17 protein-coding genes and 1 pseudogene are annotated in these 18,580 nt (G+C 64.0%); 9 read left to right on the top strand and 9 right to left on the bottom strand.

All coding sequences use genetic code 11. The features are described from left to right. The first annotated feature begins 284 nt into the window (after nucleotides 1-284). Complete coding sequence (locus QCE88_RS24405) at nucleotides 285-593, top strand: high-potential iron-sulfur protein (protein WP_309907119.1); 309 nt, start codon at nucleotides 285-287, stop codon at nucleotides 591-593. 27 nt (nucleotides 594-620) lie between these two features. On the opposite strand, the gene QCE88_RS24400 is transcribed toward QCE88_RS24405, so the two are convergent. Further along, nucleotides 621-1,226: a hypothetical protein gene (locus tag QCE88_RS24400; protein WP_309907117.1), complete on the bottom strand. Its 606-nt coding sequence runs from the start codon at nucleotides 1,224-1,226 to the stop codon at nucleotides 621-623. 284 nt (nucleotides 1,227-1,510) lie between these two features. Here QCE88_RS24400 and QCE88_RS24395 point away from each other — a divergent pair, with 284 nt between their 5' ends. Continuing rightward, nucleotides 1,511-2,575 (top strand): ChuX/HutX family heme-like substrate-binding protein, encoded by a 1,065-nt coding sequence (locus QCE88_RS24395; protein WP_309907115.1) that lies wholly within the window; start codon nucleotides 1,511-1,513, stop codon nucleotides 2,573-2,575. A 37-nt stretch (nucleotides 2,576-2,612) separates the two neighbouring features. On the opposite strand, the gene QCE88_RS24390 is transcribed toward QCE88_RS24395, so the two are convergent. From QCE88_RS24390 to QCE88_RS24380, 3 genes are all read right to left on the bottom strand, one after another. Beyond that, nucleotides 2,613-3,674, bottom strand: a complete 1,062-nt coding sequence (locus tag QCE88_RS24390; protein ID WP_309907113.1) for a M14 family metallopeptidase — start codon at nucleotides 3,672-3,674, stop codon at nucleotides 2,613-2,615. A 14-nt stretch (nucleotides 3,675-3,688) separates the two neighbouring features. Further along, nucleotides 3,689-4,882, bottom strand: a complete 1,194-nt coding sequence (locus QCE88_RS24385; RefSeq protein ID WP_309907110.1) for a M20 aminoacylase family protein — start codon at nucleotides 4,880-4,882, stop codon at nucleotides 3,689-3,691. A 113-nt stretch (nucleotides 4,883-4,995) separates the two neighbouring features. Further along, nucleotides 4,996-5,895: a LysR substrate-binding domain-containing protein gene (locus tag QCE88_RS24380; protein WP_309908756.1), complete on the bottom strand. Its 900-nt coding sequence runs from the start codon at nucleotides 5,893-5,895 to the stop codon at nucleotides 4,996-4,998. Nucleotides 5,896-6,099: 204 nt separating this feature from the next. Between QCE88_RS24380 and QCE88_RS24375 the strand changes: the two genes are divergently transcribed. The 7 genes and pseudogenes from QCE88_RS24375 (at nucleotide 6,100) to QCE88_RS24345 (ending at nucleotide 14,974) form a co-directional block, all read left to right on the top strand. Further along, nucleotides 6,100-7,416, top strand: a complete 1,317-nt coding sequence (locus QCE88_RS24375) for an MFS transporter (RefSeq protein WP_309907108.1) — start codon at nucleotides 6,100-6,102, stop codon at nucleotides 7,414-7,416. A 573-nt stretch (nucleotides 7,417-7,989) separates the two neighbouring features. Continuing rightward, nucleotides 7,990-8,562: a 2Fe-2S iron-sulfur cluster-binding protein gene (locus QCE88_RS24370; RefSeq protein WP_309907106.1), complete on the top strand. Its 573-nt coding sequence runs from the start codon at nucleotides 7,990-7,992 to the stop codon at nucleotides 8,560-8,562. A 10-nt stretch (nucleotides 8,563-8,572) separates the two neighbouring features. Then, nucleotides 8,573-9,577, top strand: a complete 1,005-nt coding sequence (locus QCE88_RS24365; protein ID WP_309907104.1) for a xanthine dehydrogenase family protein subunit M — start codon at nucleotides 8,573-8,575, stop codon at nucleotides 9,575-9,577. A 22-nt stretch (nucleotides 9,578-9,599) separates the two neighbouring features. After that, nucleotides 9,600-11,828 (top strand): xanthine dehydrogenase family protein molybdopterin-binding subunit, encoded by a 2,229-nt coding sequence (locus tag QCE88_RS24360; protein ID WP_309907102.1) that lies wholly within the window; start codon nucleotides 9,600-9,602, stop codon nucleotides 11,826-11,828. A gap of 152 nt (nucleotides 11,829-11,980) precedes the next feature. Further along, nucleotides 11,981-12,271 (top strand): nucleotidyltransferase family protein, encoded by a 291-nt coding sequence (locus QCE88_RS24355; RefSeq protein WP_309907100.1) that lies wholly within the window; start codon nucleotides 11,981-11,983, stop codon nucleotides 12,269-12,271. Then, nucleotides 12,268-12,630 (top strand): annotated as a pseudogene (locus QCE88_RS24350) (DUF86 domain-containing protein). Before QCE88_RS24355 ends, QCE88_RS24350 begins: the two are co-directional and overlap by 4 nt. Before the next feature lie 166 nt (nucleotides 12,631-12,796). Further along, entirely contained in the window at nucleotides 12,797-14,974 is a 2,178-nt protein-coding gene (locus tag QCE88_RS24345; RefSeq protein ID WP_309907098.1) for a malate synthase G, read from the top strand. Between the two features lie 45 nt (nucleotides 14,975-15,019). On the opposite strand, the gene QCE88_RS24340 is transcribed toward QCE88_RS24345, so the two are convergent. The 5 genes from QCE88_RS24340 to QCE88_RS24320 all read right to left on the bottom strand — a co-directional run bounded on the left by QCE88_RS24340 (nucleotide 15,020) and on the right by QCE88_RS24320 (nucleotide 18,478). Beyond that, nucleotides 15,020-15,238 (bottom strand): 4-oxalocrotonate tautomerase, encoded by a 219-nt coding sequence (locus QCE88_RS24340; RefSeq protein ID WP_309908755.1) that lies wholly within the window; start codon nucleotides 15,236-15,238, stop codon nucleotides 15,020-15,022. Next, nucleotides 15,226-16,002: a class II aldolase/adducin family protein gene (locus tag QCE88_RS24335; RefSeq protein ID WP_309907096.1), complete on the bottom strand. Its 777-nt coding sequence runs from the start codon at nucleotides 16,000-16,002 to the stop codon at nucleotides 15,226-15,228. The genes QCE88_RS24340 and QCE88_RS24335 overlap by 13 nt, the downstream gene beginning before the upstream one ends. Next, nucleotides 15,980-16,891, bottom strand: a complete 912-nt coding sequence (locus QCE88_RS24330; protein WP_309907094.1) for an urea transporter — start codon at nucleotides 16,889-16,891, stop codon at nucleotides 15,980-15,982. Before QCE88_RS24330 ends, QCE88_RS24335 begins: the two co-directional genes overlap by 23 nt. A 132-nt stretch (nucleotides 16,892-17,023) precedes the next feature. Beyond that, a complete protein-coding gene (locus QCE88_RS24325; protein ID WP_309818537.1) occupies nucleotides 17,024-17,230 on the bottom strand; it encodes a hypothetical protein in 207 nt (68 codons plus the stop codon). Between the two features lie 108 nt (nucleotides 17,231-17,338). Then, complete coding sequence (locus QCE88_RS24320; RefSeq protein ID WP_309907092.1) at nucleotides 17,339-18,478, bottom strand: iron-containing alcohol dehydrogenase; 1,140 nt, start codon at nucleotides 18,476-18,478, stop codon at nucleotides 17,339-17,341. Nucleotides 18,479-18,580 lie beyond the last annotated feature (102 nt).

Below are 18,580 nucleotides of genomic sequence, written 5' to 3'. Positions count from 1 at the left end.
CCATTCCACTCACGGTTCTTCTCCTTCGAATTGATCCGCGGCCGGGGCGCCGCGGGCATGATTCACGCAGTTGCAAACGCGTTCTGGCCTGATTACGGCAGCGGCGCGCAAAGGTTTAGCAGCGCGGATTAAGCGACGTAGCCTGCGCGTTGCACGAGAATGGCCTCACGGCCTCCGCGAAAAAAAGCGACCGGCCGTATGATTCGCAAACGCTTGCCGCCAAGTGCCGGAAAAGACAGGAAAAACGGGCGCGCAGCACATCCCCGCACAATTAAAGGTTCGCCATGACATTCATTAGCCGCCGTAGTTTCATGATTGCCGGCGCAGGTGCGTTGCCCGCGTTGTGGCTGACGCGCGTCCGGGCCGACGCCGCCCATTTGAGCGAATCCGATCCGGCCGCCGTGGCCGTTGGCTACACGGAGAACGCCGCGAAGGTCGACAAGAAGAAGTACCCGAACTACGCGACGGACCAGACCTGCGCCAACTGCTCGCTGTTCCAGGGCAAATCCACGGATGCATGGGGCGGCTGCACGCTGTTTGGCGACAAGCTCGTGGCCGGACGCGGCTGGTGCTCGTCCTGGACCAACATGTGACGCCGGCAACAACTGGCCCTCACACGCTTACTTGACGACGTGCCCGTTGCGCGTGACGTTCATGGCGGTGGCTGCCACGTAAGTGGCCGTGACGCGGTCGCCGACCTTGATCTTGTCGAGCGGCATGTCAGGCGCCACCTGCACCGTGACCGTATGCTTCGGACCGGCCAGTGTGACTTCACGCGCGACCGCATCGATCTTCTGGATCACCGCCACCACCTGCACGCCGTGCTTCTTCACGACGACACCGCCTGAAGCCGGCGAGGTTTCGTCGGCGATCACGCGCGACTCGGTGCCCTTCGGATCCACCGGATCGGCCGAAATCAACAGGGCGCCGCGATAGGACACGTGGACCTCGTCGCCGGCCTTGAGCTTTTTCACGTCCGCGACCGCGGGATCCACGTCGATGACCACGACGTTTCCTTTCGGTCCCTTCACTTCGACACTGCTGCTGTCGGCATGGACCTTCACGACGGTTGCCTTCATGTCGAGCGTATGGACCTGCGGTGCCGCTTGTGCGGCAACTTCGGAAGCAGCCGGCGTATTGGCATGCGCGGTGGACAGGACCATCAGCGCCGAGCCGGCCGTAGCGGTCATGTAAAGGATTCGAACCAGACGGGAAATAAGCTGCATGAGTTGCTCCAAACGGAATGAGAAGACCTTGGCGGCCGCACAAGAAAGTTAGCTCTATCAACTTCCTTTCAGCCAAGCATTCTTATGCCCATCGCAATCACGATCAAGTGCAAATTGCTTAGCAATTAAGCAGGTTTGAGATATTTCGAAAAAATATCTTTTCTTGTCCTTCAGCAACCCAGCGTGAACCGCTTGGCTTCCGTCAAGCAAAGCGCTAAAGGCGAACCCTTAGGCACGTGCACAAGCGTAATCTCGTTGCCATTCCTCATGACCAAGGAGAGGCAGTGAACGAAATCATCGATGCGGTGAAAGACAGGATCCCCAATGAATATGCGTACGATATCGCCCGGGATCTTCAGATCGACGAATTGACGATGATGCGTGCACGCGTCGGCACGGATGCCGTCGCGCTGAGCGTGCCTGACGTGAAGGCGTTTATCGCGGCGCTCGAAGGCTGCGGCGAAGTGCGCGGCATCACGAGAAACGAATATGCCATCAGCGTTCAGACTGGCGTGTTCACGAATCAATACCTGAACGGCTATCGCCAGATGAGCGTGTCAGCCGAAGCGGGCCTGATTCTCAATCCCGGTGGTCTTGATCTGCGGATCTTCTTCCGTCATTGGAAAAACTTTTTCTTTCTGCGCGACGAAAAGCCGAATCGCACGCTCGAATCCATCCAGATCTTCGACGACGCCGGCCGAGCGGTCCACAAGATCTATGCGACGCAGCATACGAACATGCCGGCCTTCAAGGCACTCGTGGAAAGCTATCGATGCACGGACGAGACCGCCAAGGCCCACATCGAATCGGCCGCTCCTCGCGGCATGCCGCATAGCCATCCCGGTGCGGACCGCCACAGCGCGCTCGAGCAATCCATCAGCGAAGAATGGCGCTCCATGAGCGATCCGCATGACTTCTATCTGCTGATGCGCAAGCACGGCAAGAGCCGGCAGGAGCTGTATCGCTGCGTGGAGCCTGACCTGGCGCGCGAGGTCGCAGCGGATTCGCTGATGGACGTGCTCACCGAGTCGAAGATCAGGGACGTGAGCCTCGCGATCTTCGTCAGCAATGCGGGCTGCGTGCAGATATCGACCGGCAAGGTCGAGAAGCTGGCCCGAGACGCGCAGTATCTCAACGTGCTGAACAAGCAATATCGTCTGCACGTGGAGCACGAGCGGATCGATCGCTGCTGGGTCGTGAGCAAGCCGTCCGATTGCGGGTATGTCACGAGCCTCGAAGTATTCGCCAAGGACGGCCAGCTGATCCTGCAAATCTACGGACAGCGTGCCGAGCATGAGCCGGAACAGCCCGGCTGGCGCGTCATCCTGGCGGGTTGCATGTCGGTGTGATGCGCCGGGCCGCAGCGGCGTGTGCGGCCCGGGTCAATCAGCTCTCGCGCGACAGGCCGTAGAGCCCCTGCAACACGGCCGCGCGGGCCTGACCGAGAATCTGGCCACGCCAGACATCGTCATCGATCACGAAGGCCGCGCGAATCTGCTGGCGGATCGCGTTCTTCACGGCATCGGGTGCGTCGGCGTGCTGCCTCACCCATTGATCCGCGCGCAGCATGTCGAGCATCTCGGTGAGCGGCACCGTGCCATACTCCACCGCGATTCCCGCATTGGCCGAACGTGGACACGTCTGCCGCAAGGTATCGAGCAGCGGCCCGGCAATGTCCGCCGCAATCGAGGTGCCGTCCGCAGGACTCGTCACATCCGCGCCCCACCAGCGGCGCGCGCGCTGCACGTCGCCCACGCAGATCTTCGCGCCAAAGCCGCTCGGCCCGAGTCCCGTATGAAAGTCGATCCAGCCAATCGATGCGCAAGCCTCGCCATACTCCGTCAGCAATTCGCGCATCGTCCGCGTGCTCCATGCGGTTTCTGCGCCGCCATAGAACATGCCTTGCGGATGCGTGTACTGGCCCGTCGTCACGGCCTGCTGATACGCCCATTCACCGCGCTCTTCGATATAGCCGCGAATGGCCTGAACGTTGGCTTCGTCGGGCGGCCAGGTAGCCGGGATCAAAAGTTCGTGCAGTTCCGCATAGCCCGGATTCTGCGGCAAGGGCGCAGCGAAGTCGATGCTGTTGCGGTTCAGATCGACATTGCCTTCCGTCGTGCGGCTCAGACAGGAAAAGCCATAGGGATTGATCGCATGCACGAGCAGCAGCGCAACGTCGAGTTGCTTCATCAGCGCGGCCAGTCCGTCGTCGCGCATCAATGCGATCTGCGCGCCCGAGCCGCAGAAGCCTTCCACGCCATGCGTCGCCGAGGTCAGCACCAGCATGCGCCGCGCCGCACGCGGCCCGATGCGCACGACATCCGTAGCCAGCAGTTCGCCTTCGAGTCCGGCAACGCCCTCGAGCACGCGCGTATCCACGCTCAGCCGACGTTCGGCGGCAGTGTCGAGGAAACGCTGGCGCGCCTCGCGATAGGTCGATGAAAACATGTGCGCTCTCCCGTTCAGGCACGCGAAAGAAACGCCTGCACGAGCCGCACCCAATAGGTGGCGCCGAGCGGCAGCAGTTCGTCGTTGAAGTCGTAGCTGCTGTTGTGCAGCATGCACGGACCGATGCCGTGCCCATGTTCGCGATGCGCACCGACGCCATTGCCGATATACGCATAGCAGCCGGGCCGTTCCAGCAACATGTACGAGAAATCCTCGGCGCCCATGGTGGGATCGACGTTCGGATTCACCTTCTCCGCACCGACGATGTCGCGCATCACGCCCAGCGCAAACTGCGTTTCCGCTTCGGTGTTGACGGTCGGCGGATAGTTGCGCAGGAAACTAACTTCCGCCTTGCAGCGATACGCCGCAGCCGTCGCGCTGACAATCTCTTTCATGCGCGTCTCGATCAGATCGAGCACCTCGGTCGAGAACGTGCGCACCGTGCCGGCGAGTGTCGCGGTGGTCGGTATCGCGTTGATCGCATGGCCCGCCTGCATGCGCGTGATCGACAGCACGGCGGCATCGACCGGGCGCTTGTTGCGTGTCACGATGCTCTGCAAACCCGTGCCGATCTGCAAGGCCGTGAACACCGGATCGACGCCGTCGTGCGGTATTGCGGCATGCGCGCCGACACCCTCGATGCGGATCTCGAACTCGTTGCTCGACGCCTGGGTCGCGCCCACGCGTGCGCCGAATTCACCAGCGGGCATGCCGGGCCAGTTGTGCAACGCGAACACGGCATCGACTGGAAAGCGCTCGAACAGACCATCCTCGATCATCGCTTTCGCGCCGCCGCCGCCTTCTTCCGCAGGCTGGAAGATGAAAACGACGGTGCCATCGAAATCCCGATGCTTCGCGAGATATTGCGCGGCGCCAAGCAGCATGGCGGTATGACCGTCGTGGCCGCACGCATGCATCTTGTTCTCGTGCCGCGATGCATGCGCGAAGGTGTTGAGCTCGGGAATGGGCAACGCGTCCATGTCGGCGCGCAAGCCGATGGCGCGTTTGCCGCTGCCCTTCCTCAACACGCCGACCACGCCCGTCTTGCCGAGTCCGCGCGTCACTTCGATATCCCAGCTTTCAAGCGTGCGCGCAACGAGCTCGGCGGTGCGAGCTTCTTCGTAGCAGAGTTCGGGATGCGCGTGAATATCGCGGCGAATGGATTGAATCGTGGCGCGGCTTGCGGCGATCTCGGGAATGATCGACATGCTTTCCTCTTCAGTGATGGTTGGACGTGCGATCTTGCCGAAGCATTGTCAGCGGCCGCAATTCACAGGGAAAGCTGATATTTCTTGTCCGTCACTTAAGCAAAGCTTGCGTGTCAGGTGGCGTTCTCAAGCGGCATGACGCCATGCGAACGCAGCCGAATGCGTTCCTGCACGACGCTCATCACCGCATGCCGGTCGTGGATCTTGCGCTCCAGCATGCCGACGACGCGGCGCGGCGTGTGCCGGGCAAGCGGCATCACGCGCAACGCCGGGTCGCTTGCCCACGAGCCGTGTTCGAGCAGCGGCACCACGGACACGCCCGCGTCCTGCCGCACGAGTTCCACGATCACTTCCAGCGAATTCAGTTCGAGAAATTCGTTCACCACGAGCCGGTTGTGCCTGAGCGCGCGCTCGATCAACGCGCCGGTACGCTGCGCGCGGTCGAAGCGCAGGAACGGGCGGCTGGCCAGCATCTCGGCGGCGCTCAGGGCCGCGCCGCCCGGCGAGCCGATCACGACCAGCGGCTCCGAATAAAGCGGCGTCCAGTTGAGACTGGCCGGCGTCTTGCCCGCCATCTCGACGATCACCGCCGCATCGATCTCGCCTGCTTCCACCTGCGGCGCGAGCGCGAGTGCCTTGCCCGTGAAGAGACGCACGTCGAGCTTCGGGTACTGACCTTTCAATTCGGTGACAACCGATGCCAGCGCGCCCATCGCCGAGTCAACCGCGCCGATGGACACCGAGCCGGCGATCTCGTCATCGAGACCCGTGTGCCGCATGCTGTCGTACAGCGCGACGATGCGCTCCGCCTGCGGCAACACCTGCTTGCCGATGCTCGTCAGCCGATTGGTCCGTCCGACACGGTCGAACAGCGGACGTTTGAGATCGTCTTCGAGCGACTGCATCTGCATGCTCACGGCGGCTTGTGTCAAAGCGACCTTCTCGGCGGCAGCAGCGAAGGAACCGTAACGCGCAACGGCAATGAAGGTACGCAGAAAGCGGATGTTGCTCATCGTGGCTAGGGGCAAACCCGATCGTTCAATCAGGTTTCCTTGAGTGTCAGTTCAGAAATTCTATATTTTCTTATTTCAGCATGGCGTAGTGTTTGAGGGTTGCAGCGGCCTGCTCGCCTACCCGGTGCAGGCCGGATACACGGCTGTCGTCGGCCAACCAGTCTGGCATTTGATCAATCGCCCCACGCCCACGGAGTGCATTCGATGAGCACCGTACTTCCTGCAGCCCACGCGGCCGAACAGAACGCCGCGGTCAACCTGTCCGGCCGACGAGCAATCGTCGTATCGACCATCGGCAACGCGCTCGAATGGTTCGACTTCATGGTCTACGGCTTCTTCGCCGTCATCATCTCGAAGCTCTACTTCCCAGCCACCAATCCCACCATCTCGCTGCTCGCCACCTGGGCCACCTTCGGCGTGGGCTTCCTGACGCGGCCGCTCGGCGGCATCGTGCTCGGCGCCGTGGCGGACCGGGTCGGACGCAAGTCGGCGCTCACGCTCACCATTTCGTTGATGGCGGTCGGCATTGCGATCATCGCATTCGCGCCGACCTATGCGGCCATCGGCATTGCCGCGCCCTTGCTGATGTTGCTGGGCCGGCTGATTCAAGGCTTCTCGGCGGGCGGCGAAGTGGGCTGCGCGACGGCCTTTCTCGTCGAATACGCGCCCGCTGATAAACGCGGCTATTTCGGCAGCTTCCAGATGGTCGCGCAGGCGGCGGCGAGTCTCACAGGCTCTTTCTTCGGCGCGGTGCTGACCCGCACGCTGAGTCCCGAGCATCTCAATAGCTGGGGCTGGCGCATACCGTTTGTGGTCGGCCTGCTGATCGTGCCGGTGGGACTGTATCTGCGTTCGAAGCTCGATGAATCGCCGGTGTTCGTCGAGAAGGCGCAAAAGAACGAACTGAGCGCAAGCCCGATTCGCGACACGGCCACGAAGCACTGGACGTCCGTGCTCGCGGGCTTTGGCCTGACGGTGTTCGGCACCATCGGCACGTATATCTTCCTGCTGTATCTGCCGACCCACGCCACCCGCGTGCTGCACATGGCGCTCACCGACGGCCTCATCAGCTCGACCATCGGCGCACTCGTGTATCTCGTCTGCTGCCCGTTCTTCGGGCGCCTGTCGGACCGTATCGGCCGCAAGAAGCTGATGCTGACCGCGCTGGCGCTGTCGCTGCTCACCGCGTATCCGATTTTCGCGGTGCTGACCGCGCACCCGAGCCTGCCGATGCTGATCGTCTGCCAGGCGCTGCTGATGACCTACCTCGGCATCTTCCAGGGCTGCTATCCGGCGTTCATCTCGGAGTTGCTGCCCTCCAGCGTGCGCTCGACCGGCATCTCGGTGAGCTACAACGTCGCGGTGATGATCTTCGGCGGCTTTGCACCGGCCATCGTGCAATGGCTCACGATGAGCACGGGCGATCCGCTTTCAATTTGCTACTACGTGATCTTCGGCAGCGCGGTGGCACTGGTGACGATCATTCCGCTGCGCGACCGTTATAGCGAAGCATTGCGCTGAGTTCGTTCGGCAAGTTTGCTGCATCGAGTTCGCAAAGGAAGGAGAATGGCCCGGCCAGCCCGAAAGAGCAGCGCACTTAAGTCTGATTTAAGAATGCGCCTTTAGCCTGAAGTCTGACCGATCCACCCCTCCTTCTGGCCGCGCAAGCGGCCATTTTTTTGGACTGACGCCATGCAGATGACTGTGCGCCTGTTCCTCGTCCTCGTGGCGCTCGTCGCGTTCACGACGGTCGGCGTCTACTTGTTCTACCTGTTCGTCCGCGTCGTATTCCCTCACTGAAGCTCAACGCCGGGCATGCTTCGTGCGCCTGCGCAAGACCGGCGGCGCACGCAAGCTTGCAGTCAAGAAAGTTTCGCGTCCGCTGCCTATACTGGCTTGAGCGTCTTCACACGCGTCCCCGCGGCACATGAAGTCCTGCGCGCCCTGCGCAGACTCCTCCCTGGCTGCCCGTCTTCGGCCTGACGCGCGCCGTCACGCTCTCGCTCCATCTTCGCCTTCTCACGCCGTGTTGCCTGCCCGGGCCGTGTTTGCCATGCAGTGCAGCTTCCATGCGCTACCCCTGGAGAATGCTCGATGCCACAACGCCCTGTCCCCCAATCCAAAACAATTCACGCAGATACCCCCAGTTCTGCCCGCGCTGAAGTGCTGGCCCCGGTCCGGACGCCGGCCGCGCCTGCGAGCGTCACCTTCACCGTGAACGGCCGCAGTCACACGCTCTCGCTCGACCCGCGCACGACCTTGCTCGACGCCCTGCGTGAACATCTGCATCTGACCGGCACGAAGAAAGGCTGCGATCACGGCCAATGCGGCGCATGCACCGTTCATGTCAACGGACGCCGCGTGAACTCATGCCTGTGCTTCGCCGCCGCCTGCGATGGCGACACGGTCACGACCATCGAAGGCATCGGCGAAGTGGAGGCGATGCATCCGCTGCAGGCCGCGTTCGTCGAATGCGACGGCTATCAGTGCGGCTACTGTACGGCGGGCCAGTTGATGTCGGCGGTGGCGCTGCTCGACGAACCCATCGGCCCAAACGACGACGACGTGCGTGAAGCGATGAGCGGCAACCTGTGCCGCTGCGGCGCCTATCAGAACATCGTCACGGCGATCCAGTCGGTGCGCGCCGACAAGACGCCGGCCAAATAAGGAGAGCACCATGGAAACGTTCCAGCTCTCCCGCGCGCGTGACATGCGCGACGCGATCAATGGCGGCGCGCTCGCGCATACCGCCCAGCAAGGCGCCGAAGTGCGCTTTCTCGCGGGCGGCACCACGCTGCTCGACCTGATGAAGCTCAATGTCGAGCGGCCGATGCGCGTCATCGACATCAGCCGCCTGCCGCTCGATGCCATCGAGGCAACCGAAGACGGCGGCGTGCGCATCGGCGCTACCGCGCGCAATTCGGACCTCGCGCATCACGCGCTGATTCGCGAACGCTATGCGGTGCTGTCGCAGGCGGTGCTCGCGGGCGCGTCGGTGCAGTTGCGCAACATGGCGACGACCGGCGGCAACATCATGCAGCGCACGCGCTGCGTGTATTTCCGCGATACGGCCTCGCCCTGCAACAAGCGCGAACCGGGCAGCGGCTGCTCGGCCATTCAGGGCTTCAATCGCATGATGGCCATACTCGGCACGAGCGAAGCGTGCATCGCGAGCAATCCGTCGGACATGTGCGTCGCGTTGCAGGCGGTCGAAGCGACCATTCACGTAGAAGGCACGGGCGGCAAGCGCGCGATTCCGGTCGATGAATTTTTCCTGACGCCGGGCACGACGCCCGATCGCGAGAACGTGCTCGACGCCGGCGATCTCATCACGCACGTCACCGTGCCGGCGCTGCCGAAAGGGGCGCGCTCGGCGTATCTGAAGCTGCGCGATCGCGCGTCGTACGAGTTCGCGCTGGCGTCGGCGGGGATTGTGGTCGCAGTGAAGGACGGGCGTATCGAGCATGCGCGTGTAGGTCTGGGTGGCGTCGGTACGAAGCCGTGGCGCTCGCGCGAGGCGGAGCAGGTGTTGCAGGGCGCGGCCCCCGACGAGGCGACCTTCCGCCGCGCCGCCGATGCCGCGCTCGCCGATGCGAAGCCGCAAAGCGAAAACGGCTTCAAGGTCGAGCTCTCGAAGCGCTGCATCGTGCATACGCTCAAGCTCGTCACACAAGCGTCCTGAACCCGACCAAGGAAACCTGACTATGTCCACCGCGCCCGACACCACGCCGTCCGTCATCGGACGGCCCCAGTCGCGCATCGACGGACCGCTGAAGGTCTGCGGCCGCGCGACTTATACCTCGGACGTCGATCTGCCCGGCATGCTGGTTGCCGTGCCGGTCGGCGCCACCATTGCGAGCGGCAGGATCACGTCGCTCGAATTCGCCGCCGCGCAGGCCATGCCCGGTGTGAAGCTGATTCTTCATCGCGGTAATATCGGCCGCTTCTATCGGCTCGCGGGCGGTTCGATCGAGACCGGCATGGTCGATGAAAACCGTCCGCCGTTCGAGGACGACATCGTTCGCTATTACGGGCAATATGTGGCGCTCGTCGTGGCCGATACCTTCGAGACTGCGAGCGCTGCCGCAGCGGCGGTCAAGGTCGGCTACGACAAGACGCCGCATGACGTCAGCGCCGCGCTCGATGACGGCGGCAAGCTCGACACCCACAGCGAACGCGGCGACCCGGACATGGCGTTCGATAGCGCGCCGGTGAAGATCGACGAGACCTATGTCACGCCGGTCGAGACGCACAACCCCATCGAGCTGCACGCCACCGTCGCGCACTGGGACGGCGACAGCTATACGTTCTACGAGACGAGCCAGGCCGTTTCGAATCATCAGGGCGCGCTGATGCAGATGCTCGGCCTGCCGGAGGAGAAGGTGCGGGTGATCTCGCGCTATCTCGGCTCGGGCTTCGGCGGCAAGCTGTGGATGTGGCCGCATTCGCTGCTCGCGGCGGCCGCGACGCGGCAGCTCGAACGGCCCGTCAAGCTCGTGCTGTCGCGCAAGATGATGTTCCAGAACGTCGGCCACCGGCCGACCACGCAGCAGCGCGTCCGGCTCGGCGCGACGCAGGACGGCAAGCTCGTGTCCTTGCAGCACGACTTCGTGAATCACGCGGCGCTCGGCGACGAGTACGCGGAAGATTGCGGCGAAGCCACGCCGTCGATGTACAGCGTGCCGAACCTGCGCGTCACGGGCGGCACGGTGAAGCGCAACGTCGGCTCGCCCACGTCGATGCGCGGACCCGGCGCGGTGCCCGGTTTGTATGCGCTTGAAAGCGCAATGGACGAACTCGCTGTCGCCTTGAAGATCGATCCGGTCGAACTGCGTCTGCGCAACGAGCCCAAGGTCGATGAAAGCAGCGGCCTGCCGTTTTCATCGCGGCACTTCGTCGAATGCCTGACCACCGGCGCGGAGAAATTCGGCTGGAGCCGGCGCACGCCGGAAGTCGGCTCGATGAAGCGTGACGGCCTCACGCTCGGCTGGGGCCTGGGCGCATGCAGCTGGCCGGGCCTGCGCTTCTCGGCGGACGCGACCGTCGACCTGCGCGCCGACGGCACCGCGCGCATTGCGTGCGGCACGCAGGACATCGGCACCGGCACGTATACGATCCTCGCGCAACTGGTCGCGGAGCATACGGGCATTGCGCTCGGCAAGATCGAAGTCGGTCTCGGCGATACGGCGCTGCCGCTCGGGCCGGTATCGGGTGGATCGGCGGCGACGGCTTCGGTGATTCCTGCGGTATCGGATGCGGTGCGCGGCGCCATCAAGACGCTGCTCACGCATGCCACGAAGACCGAAGGTTCGCCGTTCAAAGATGCGAAGCCCGAGGAACTCGCGATGAGCGGCGGGCGCGTGCATCGCAAGGATCAGCCGCCGGGCAGCGGCGTGCCCTATGCGCAGATTCTCGACACGGCAAAGCTCCATGCGGCGTCGGGCAGCGGCAGCGCGAAAGGCGGCTTCAACGATCCGCTCAAGAAGAAGTGGTCGATCCATTCCTATGGCGCGCACTTCGCCGAAGTGACGTGGGATCCTTCGACGGCACGCCTGCGCGTGAGCCGCGTCGTGACCGTGATCGATGGCGGCAAGATTCTCAATCCGCGCGCGGGCCGCAATCAGATCGAGGGCGCGGTGGTGATGGGCGTCGGCATGGCGCTGTTCGAGCACACGGTGTACGACGAGCGCAGCGGCGCGCCGGTCAACAGCAGTCTCGCTGATTACGTGGTCGCAACTCATGCCGACACGCCGAAGATGGACGTCACCTTTCTCGATTACCCCGATACCGTGTTCAACGAACTCGGCGCGAGAGGGATTGCGGAGATCGGGCTGGCGGGGATCGCGGCGGCGATCACCGGCGCGGTGTATCACGCGACCGGGGTGCGCGTGAGGAAGCTGCCGGTGATGATCGAGGATTTGTTGGGGGGATAGGTCGGGAGGCGTTGCCGGGCGCCGTGTCAGGCGCCCGGCAAGGGCCGCTGGCGGCAAAGGCGCTATGCTAGACTGCGCTCGAATACACAGGCGCCCGATCCCGTGGCGCTTCGTTTCATTCACGCCGGCTCGCTCCCCGGACAAGACCGCTTATGAAACCTTCGCTCGCCATTCAAGGACATCACGATGACATTCGGCGCGTCGTCGAGGCGCATCGCGCGAAGAACGCGCGCATCTTCGGCTCCGTCGCGCGCGGCGAGGACACGGAAGGAAGCGACCTGGACCTGCTGATCGATCCCACACCGAAGACATCGTTGCTCGATATCGGCGCGATCCGCCATGAGTTGCGCCAGCTTCTTGGCGTGAAGGTCGACGTTTTAACACCCGGCGCACTGCCGGACCGGACGCGCGACGCAATCATTGCGGGAGCCATTCCGGTATGAGCCGGGACGCCTCGACGCTTGCGGAATACGTGGGTCATGTGCTCACGGCCATTGGAAAGATCAGTCGATACATCGACGGTCTGGACGAAGCGGACTTTCTCGCGGACGAACTCGTTCAGGATGGCGTCATACGCAACATCGAGGTCGTTGGTGAAGCCTGCAGGAATATTCGCAAATACTTCCCGGCCTTCGTCACACAGCATCCCGAAGTTCCGTTCCAACCCGCGTAAGAGATGCGCAATGCACTTTCGCACGGATACCATAAGGTCGACCTTGGAATCGTCTGGGTGACTGCCCGCGAGGACCTTCCCGCGCTCGGCAAGCAATTCGAGTTGCTCGCCACCGAACTCAAGCTCTAGCGCGATACGCGTCGGGCACGCTCCTCGCGTCGAATCATCAAAAGGGCATGCCGCCAGGCACACCCCCTCCCCCACCACCCCGCTTCGATCCTCCCCCAAGACGCGCTACCATACACAACCAGCCCACCCCAAACCCCAGAGTCACAGCAACTCAGCCGGAGTGCCCATGAACGACATGATCCAACAACACGGTCTGCAGGTCGACGCAAGCCTGGCGAAGTTCGTCGATGAAGAAGCCATCCCCGGCACGGGTGTCGACAGCGCCGCCTTCTGGAAAGGTTTCGATGCGCTCGTTCACGACCTCGCCCCGAAGAACCGCGCGCTGCTCGCCGAGCGCGACCGCCTTCAGACCGAACTCGACAACTGGCATCGCAGCCATCCCGGCCCCGTGCAGGACCTGCGCGGCTATCGCAAGTTTCTCGAAGACGTCGGCTACATCGTCCCCGCGCCCGCGCACGTGCAGGCCAGCACCGCCAACGTGGATCGCGAGATCGGCGAGCAGGCCGGTCCGCAACTCGTCGTGCCGCTCTCGAACCTGCGCTATGCACTGAACGCCGCCAACGCGCGCTGGGGCAGCCTGTACGACGCGCTCTACGGCACCGATGCCATCGACGACACCGACGGCGCCGGGCGCACCGCTCAGTTCAACCCGAAGCGCGGCGCGAAGGTCATCGCCTACGCACGCCGCTTCCTCGACGACAACGCGCCCCTCGCGCACGGCTCGCATGCCGATGCGACGAAGTACAGCGTCGAACAGGGCGCGCTCGTCGTCACGCTGAAGGACGGCAGCAAGAGCGGCCTCGCCAACGCCGAACAGTTCGCGGGCCATCAGGGCGATGCGAAGGCGCCGCACGCCGTCCTGCTCAAGCACAATGACCTGCACTTCGAGATCCAGGTCGACGCGGACCATCCGATCGGCAAGACCGATGCCGCGCACGTCAAGGACGTGCTGATGGAAGCGGCGGTGAGCACGATCATCGACTGCGAGGATTCGGTTGCGGCCGTCGATGCCGCCGACAAGACCCAGCTCTATCGCAACTGGCTCGGCCTGATGCAGGGCCATCTTGCCGAGCAGGTCACGAAGAACGGCAAGAGCTTCACGCGCAGCATGAATCCGGATCGCGAATACACCGCGCCGAATGGCTCGACGCTGAGCCTGCACGGACGTTCGTTGCTGTTCGTGCGCAACGTCGGCCATCTGATGACGAATCCCGCCGTGCTCGACCGCGACGGCAAGGAGATTCCGGAAGGCATCCTCGACGGCGTGATGACCACGCTCGGCGCCATGCACGACCTCAAGATCAAGATGAACTCGCGCACGGGTTCCATCTATATCGTGAAGCCGAAGATGCACGGCCCCGCCGAAGTGGCCTTCGCCGACGAACTCTTCTCGCGCATCGAAGATCTGCTCGGCCTGCCGCGTCACACGATCAAGATGGGCATCATGGACGAGGAGCGCCGCACCAGCGTCAACCTGAAGGCCTGCATCGCGGCGGCCGGCGCACGCGTCGCGTTCATCAACACGGGCTTTTTGGACCGCACTGGCGACGAGATGCATTCGTCGATGGAAGCGGGCCCGATGATGCGCAAGGGCGACATGAAGTCGTCGAAGTGGATCAACGCGTATGAGCGCAACAACGTGCTCGTCGGCCTGAACACCGGCTTGCGCGGGCGCGCGCAGATCGGCAAGGGCATGTGGGCGATGCCCGATCTCATGCACGCGATGCTCGAACAGAAGATCGCGCATCCGCGGGCAGGCGCGAACACCGCGTGGGTGCCCTCGCCCACGGCCGCCACGCTGCACGCGCTGCACTATCACATGGTCGATGTGCAGCAGGTTCAGCAGGACCTCGAAAGCCACGACTACGAAGGGCAGAAGAACGAACTGCTCGACGGCCTGCTGACGATTCCCGTCGTCGACAAGCCAACCTGGTCGGAACAGGACATCACGAACGAAATCGAGAACAACGCGCAGGGCATTCTCGGTTATGTGGTGCGCTGGGTGGATCAGGGCGTCGGCTGTTCGAAGGTGCCGGACATTCACGATGTCGGCCTGATGGAAGACCGCGCGACGCTGCGCATCTCGAGCCAGCACCTTGCGAACTGGCTGCGTCACGGCATCGTCAGCGAAGAGCAGGTGAAGGCGACGCTGGAACGCATGGCCGCGGTCGTCGATCAGCAGAACGAGGCCGATCCGGTGTACCGGCCGATGGCCCCCGCGTTCGACAGTTCCTTCGCGTTCAAGGCCGCCTGCGCGCTCGTGTTCGAAGGCCGCACGCAGCCGAGCGGCTATACGGAACCGCTGCTGCACAAGTTCCGTCTCGCCGTGAAGGCATCGATGTAATCAACCCGCGCGCGCATGCGGCATCGCGCCGTATGCGCGCCGCGTTCATTGCTCCGACCAGAGCTTGCCCGCGGTCGCCCAGTTCTCGCGTTTCACGTCGGTCAGGATGATATCCACCGAGCCCGGCTCGCAGCCGAGCGTCTCGCACGTAGTGCGCGTGATCGCCTCGACGAACTTGCGCTTTTCGTCCGCCGTGCGGCCTTCGAATAGCTGGATGTTGAATGTCGGCATTGCGTTGCTCTCCTTGGATTTTACTCGCGATATGACGCGTCGATGCGCTCCAGCCTGCGCAACAACGCAGGCCACTCGAGCACGCCTTCGATCGCATCGTCATCATGCAGTTGCGCGGCGGTGCGCGTGACGACATCCGGCGTCGGCACGATCATCTTGTTCACGCCCGCCAGCGCGCGCAGCTGAATATCGCATGCCTTGACGAGCATATCCATCAGCACATAAGCCTCGGCAACCGTCCGCCCAAGCGTGAGCGGACCGTGATTGCGCAGCAGCATCGCGCGATGTGCGCCGAGACTCGCCACCAGCCGCTCGCCTTCGGCCGGCGAGAAGGCCAGGCCTTCGTAGTCGTGATACGCGAGGTGGCCGTGGAAGCGCATCGCATGCTGCGAGCCCGGCAGCAAGCCATGCGGCTGGGCCGAAACGGCGATCGCCTCGCGCACGTGCAGGTGCATCACGCACACGGCATCGTCGCGCGCCGCGTGTACGGCGCCGTGCAACGCGAAGCCCGTCGCGTTCACCGGATGCACGCTCTCGCCGATCACATTGCCGTCGATATCGATCTTCACGAGATTCGACGCCGTGACTTCATCGAACGACAAACCGAACGGATTGATCAGGAAGCGTCCTGGCTCGCCCGGCACGCTCGCCGAGATGTGCGTGTAGACGACGTCGTCCCAGCCATTGAGCGCAACGAGCCGGTAGGCCGCCGCCAGATCGACGCGCGTGGCCGTTTCGGCGGCACTGCGCGGGCCGTCTTGCGCGATCCTGCGATCAGGCGTGTGGGTGAATGACATGCGCGTCTCCTGCTTGAGTGGTACGGACCCAGCGGCGTTGCAGCGCGATCGTCAGCCACGACGCCAGCACGAAGGGCGCCGTCAGCGCGGCGATGCCGACGCAGTCGATCAGACGTTCGATCAACACCGCCGCGACGATCGCGAACAGCGCATAGCGCCTGCCGAGCGGCGCCGCCGCCAGCGCGGCCAGCGCGGCGTTGAAACCGCACGCGCCCGACAGCACGACCGCATCGCCCGCGCCGCCCAGTCCGTGCAGCATGGCGCCGAGCGCGCTGCCGGCGAGCGCCCAGCCGGCCTGCGACGGCCGCGCCGCGAACAGGCCTGCCGCGATCAGTCCGCCCGCAATGGCGCCGGTCGCGAAGGTGATCGGCGCGAGTCCCGCGAAGGCCGCTTCGAGCATCGGCACGACGCCTGCCGCGACTTGCGGGATCGCGCCCGTGTCGCCGCGCCCGCTGAACAGCGGCAGCCAGCACCAGGTCACCAGGATCGCCGGGCTCGACAGAAATGGCCAGTCGAAGCGCGCCAGGACGCGCGACAGCTTGTGCGCGAGCAACGTGGCGCCCATCGCCGCGACGATCGCGACAGCGCCCGCCTGCGAGACATCGCCGATGAACGCGAACGCCGCCAGCGCCGCGAGGGCGCCGTTGAAGCCATGGAGGTCGTTGCGGAATACGGGCGCGTCGTCGCTATCGATGATCGCGCTGATCACATGGCCGGTCAGCGTGCCGATCAGGAGGCCGCACGCAAGACGCGGACTCGCGCTGAGCACCGCGAGGAAGAGGAGCGCGCCGGTCGCGGCGTTGCGCTGAAGGACGATCTGCCCGATCGCGCGTGCAAAGCGGCGCAGCGGGTCGGCGAAAGCGATGTCGGAATGGAGAGCGGAGGACATGCTGGGCAGCGACGGCACAAGAAGCCGCCAGCATAAGGCAGCCGGCGCGCGCCGTGCGACGGCGGGCCGAATAACCGGTATGGATTTGAAGTAGCGGGCGCGACGAGAAAGGTCGCGCCGAAGGGCAGCAGCTTAGTTGAATGCCAGCGGCACGAGCGGCGTGGGCTCGCCGACACCCGGATTCGCCAGCGAGAGATCTGCGCTCAGCTTGACGATTTCGGTGACGTTTTCGCGGAAGTTGGGATGCTTTTCCCAGGTGATATAGCTTGCGTCGACGACAGCAGACAGCGTGAGCAAGGTAAAGGCGACTTTTTCGATGACTTGGTGATGGCGGCGCATGATCTGTTCCTCAAACTTTGCGACATTGTAACAGAGTTAAGGGTTTTCCCTTAAGTGTTTGTTGCAATGCCGCATCAGCGCCGTCGTGCAAGGGCTTGCGCCCTGTCCCTACATCGAGGCGTCCAGAATTGCTACGTAGTCCGCTTTGGACGCCTCACGCGGATTCGTCTTGTGGCTGTGATCCTTCAGCGCTCCTGCGATGATTCGCGGATACAGGTCGCGCGTCACGCCGAGTTCGGCCAGGCCGCGCGGCAGGCCGAGCCTTGCGGTCATCTCGCGCACGGCTTCACCGACGGCATCGCCGGAAGACTGACCCATCGCCTGCGCAAGACGCGCGAGCTTGCCTTCGTCCTGCATCGTCGGCGCGCTGCGATTGAACGCGATCACCGCCGGCAGGAAGATGGCGTTGAGCGTGCCATGGTGCAGAGTCGGATTGATGCCGCCCAGCGAGTGACTCAGGCTGTGTACGCAGCCCAAACCCTTCTGGAACGCCAGCGCGCCCTGCATCGACGCGCTCATCATGTTCCAGCGCGCCACACGGTCCGAGCCGTCGCGCGTTGCCCGTTCGATGTGCCGCCACGCGCGCCAGAGTCCGTCGAGCGCAATGCCGTCGGCGGGCGGATTAAAGGCCGGCGCCATGAAGGTTTCGAGGCAGTGCGCAATGGCGTCCATGCCGGTCGCGGCCGTCATCATCGGCGGCAGACCGAGCGTCAGTTCGGGATCGCAGATCGCGACGCGCGGCACCACATACGGAGAAATCACGCCGACCTTGCGGCCGTCGTCGAGAATCAGGATCGCGCCGCGGCCCACTTCGCTGCCGGTGCCCGCCGTCGTCGGAATCGCGATGACGGGCGCCGTCTTCGCCGTGATGCGCGCCAACCCGCCTTCGATCACCGCAAAGCTCTGCAACGGACCTTCGTGTGTCGCGCAGACGGCCACGCCCTTGGCCAGATCGATCGACGAACCGCCACCCACCGCGACTACGCCATCGCAAGCATGCTCCTTGTACATCGCGACCGCGGCGCGCACCGCGGCCTCGTTCGGATTCGGCGGCGTGGCGTCGAACACCGGCGCGGGCTGTGGCGAGCCGAGCGCGGCGAGCACCGTATCGACGAGACCGGCGGCACGAATGCCCCGATCGGTCACGATCAGCGGGCGGCGCATGCCGATGCGCTCGCACTCGCCAGCAAGCAGGCGGACCGCGCCGAAATCGAACTGGATCTGCGTGATGTAGTTGATGAGGGCCATGTGGAGTGAGGGAGGTTGTCGTTCGGAGCCGTCAGTATAAAAGTCCTTGCGTGCGGGCGTTCCCCGCTAAAGTTTGGGAGCCTGACGTCCGATATCTGCGAT

Origin of the sequence: Caballeronia sp. LZ035 (genome assembly GCF_031451175.1) — a bacterium.
Lineage (GTDB): Bacteria > Pseudomonadota > Gammaproteobacteria > Burkholderiales > Burkholderiaceae > Caballeronia.
This window is presented reverse-complemented; position numbering and strand designations above follow the sequence as displayed.

What these genes read in the sequence shown, in the direction of transcription:
- QCE88_RS24405 (WP_309907119.1), top strand. Translation starts at nt 285, where the DNA reads ATGACATTCATTAGCCGCCGTAGTTTCATGATTGCCGGCGCAGGTGCG.
- QCE88_RS24400 (WP_309907117.1), bottom strand. Translation starts at nt 1,226, where the DNA reads ATGCAGCTTATTTCCCGTCTGGTTCGAATCCTTTACATGACCGCTACG.
- QCE88_RS24390 (WP_309907113.1), bottom strand. Translation starts at nt 3,674, where the DNA reads ATGTTTTCATCGACCTATCGCGAGGCGCGCCAGCGTTTCCTCGACACT.
- QCE88_RS24385 (WP_309907110.1), bottom strand. Translation starts at nt 4,882, where the DNA reads ATGTCGATCATTCCCGAGATCGCCGCAAGCCGCGCCACGATTCAATCC.
- QCE88_RS24380 (WP_309908756.1), bottom strand. Translation starts at nt 5,895, where the DNA reads ATGAGCAACATCCGCTTTCTGCGTACCTTCATTGCCGTTGCGCGTTAC.
- QCE88_RS24375 (WP_309907108.1), top strand. Translation starts at nt 6,100, where the DNA reads ATGAGCACCGTACTTCCTGCAGCCCACGCGGCCGAACAGAACGCCGCG.
- QCE88_RS24370 (WP_309907106.1), top strand. Translation starts at nt 7,990, where the DNA reads ATGCCACAACGCCCTGTCCCCCAATCCAAAACAATTCACGCAGATACC.
- QCE88_RS24365 (WP_309907104.1), top strand. Translation starts at nt 8,573, where the DNA reads ATGGAAACGTTCCAGCTCTCCCGCGCGCGTGACATGCGCGACGCGATC.
- QCE88_RS24360 (WP_309907102.1), top strand. Translation starts at nt 9,600, where the DNA reads ATGTCCACCGCGCCCGACACCACGCCGTCCGTCATCGGACGGCCCCAG.
- QCE88_RS24355 (WP_309907100.1), top strand. Translation starts at nt 11,981, where the DNA reads ATGAAACCTTCGCTCGCCATTCAAGGACATCACGATGACATTCGGCGC.
- QCE88_RS24345 (WP_309907098.1), top strand. Translation starts at nt 12,797, where the DNA reads ATGAACGACATGATCCAACAACACGGTCTGCAGGTCGACGCAAGCCTG.
- QCE88_RS24335 (WP_309907096.1), bottom strand. Translation starts at nt 16,002, where the DNA reads ATGTCATTCACCCACACGCCTGATCGCAGGATCGCGCAAGACGGCCCG.
- QCE88_RS24330 (WP_309907094.1), bottom strand. Translation starts at nt 16,891, where the DNA reads ATGTCCTCCGCTCTCCATTCCGACATCGCTTTCGCCGACCCGCTGCGC.
- QCE88_RS24325 (WP_309818537.1), bottom strand. Translation starts at nt 17,230, where the DNA reads ATGCGCCGCCATCACCAAGTCATCGAAAAAGTCGCCTTTACCTTGCTC.
- QCE88_RS24320 (WP_309907092.1), bottom strand. Translation starts at nt 18,478, where the DNA reads ATGGCCCTCATCAACTACATCACGCAGATCCAGTTCGATTTCGGCGCG.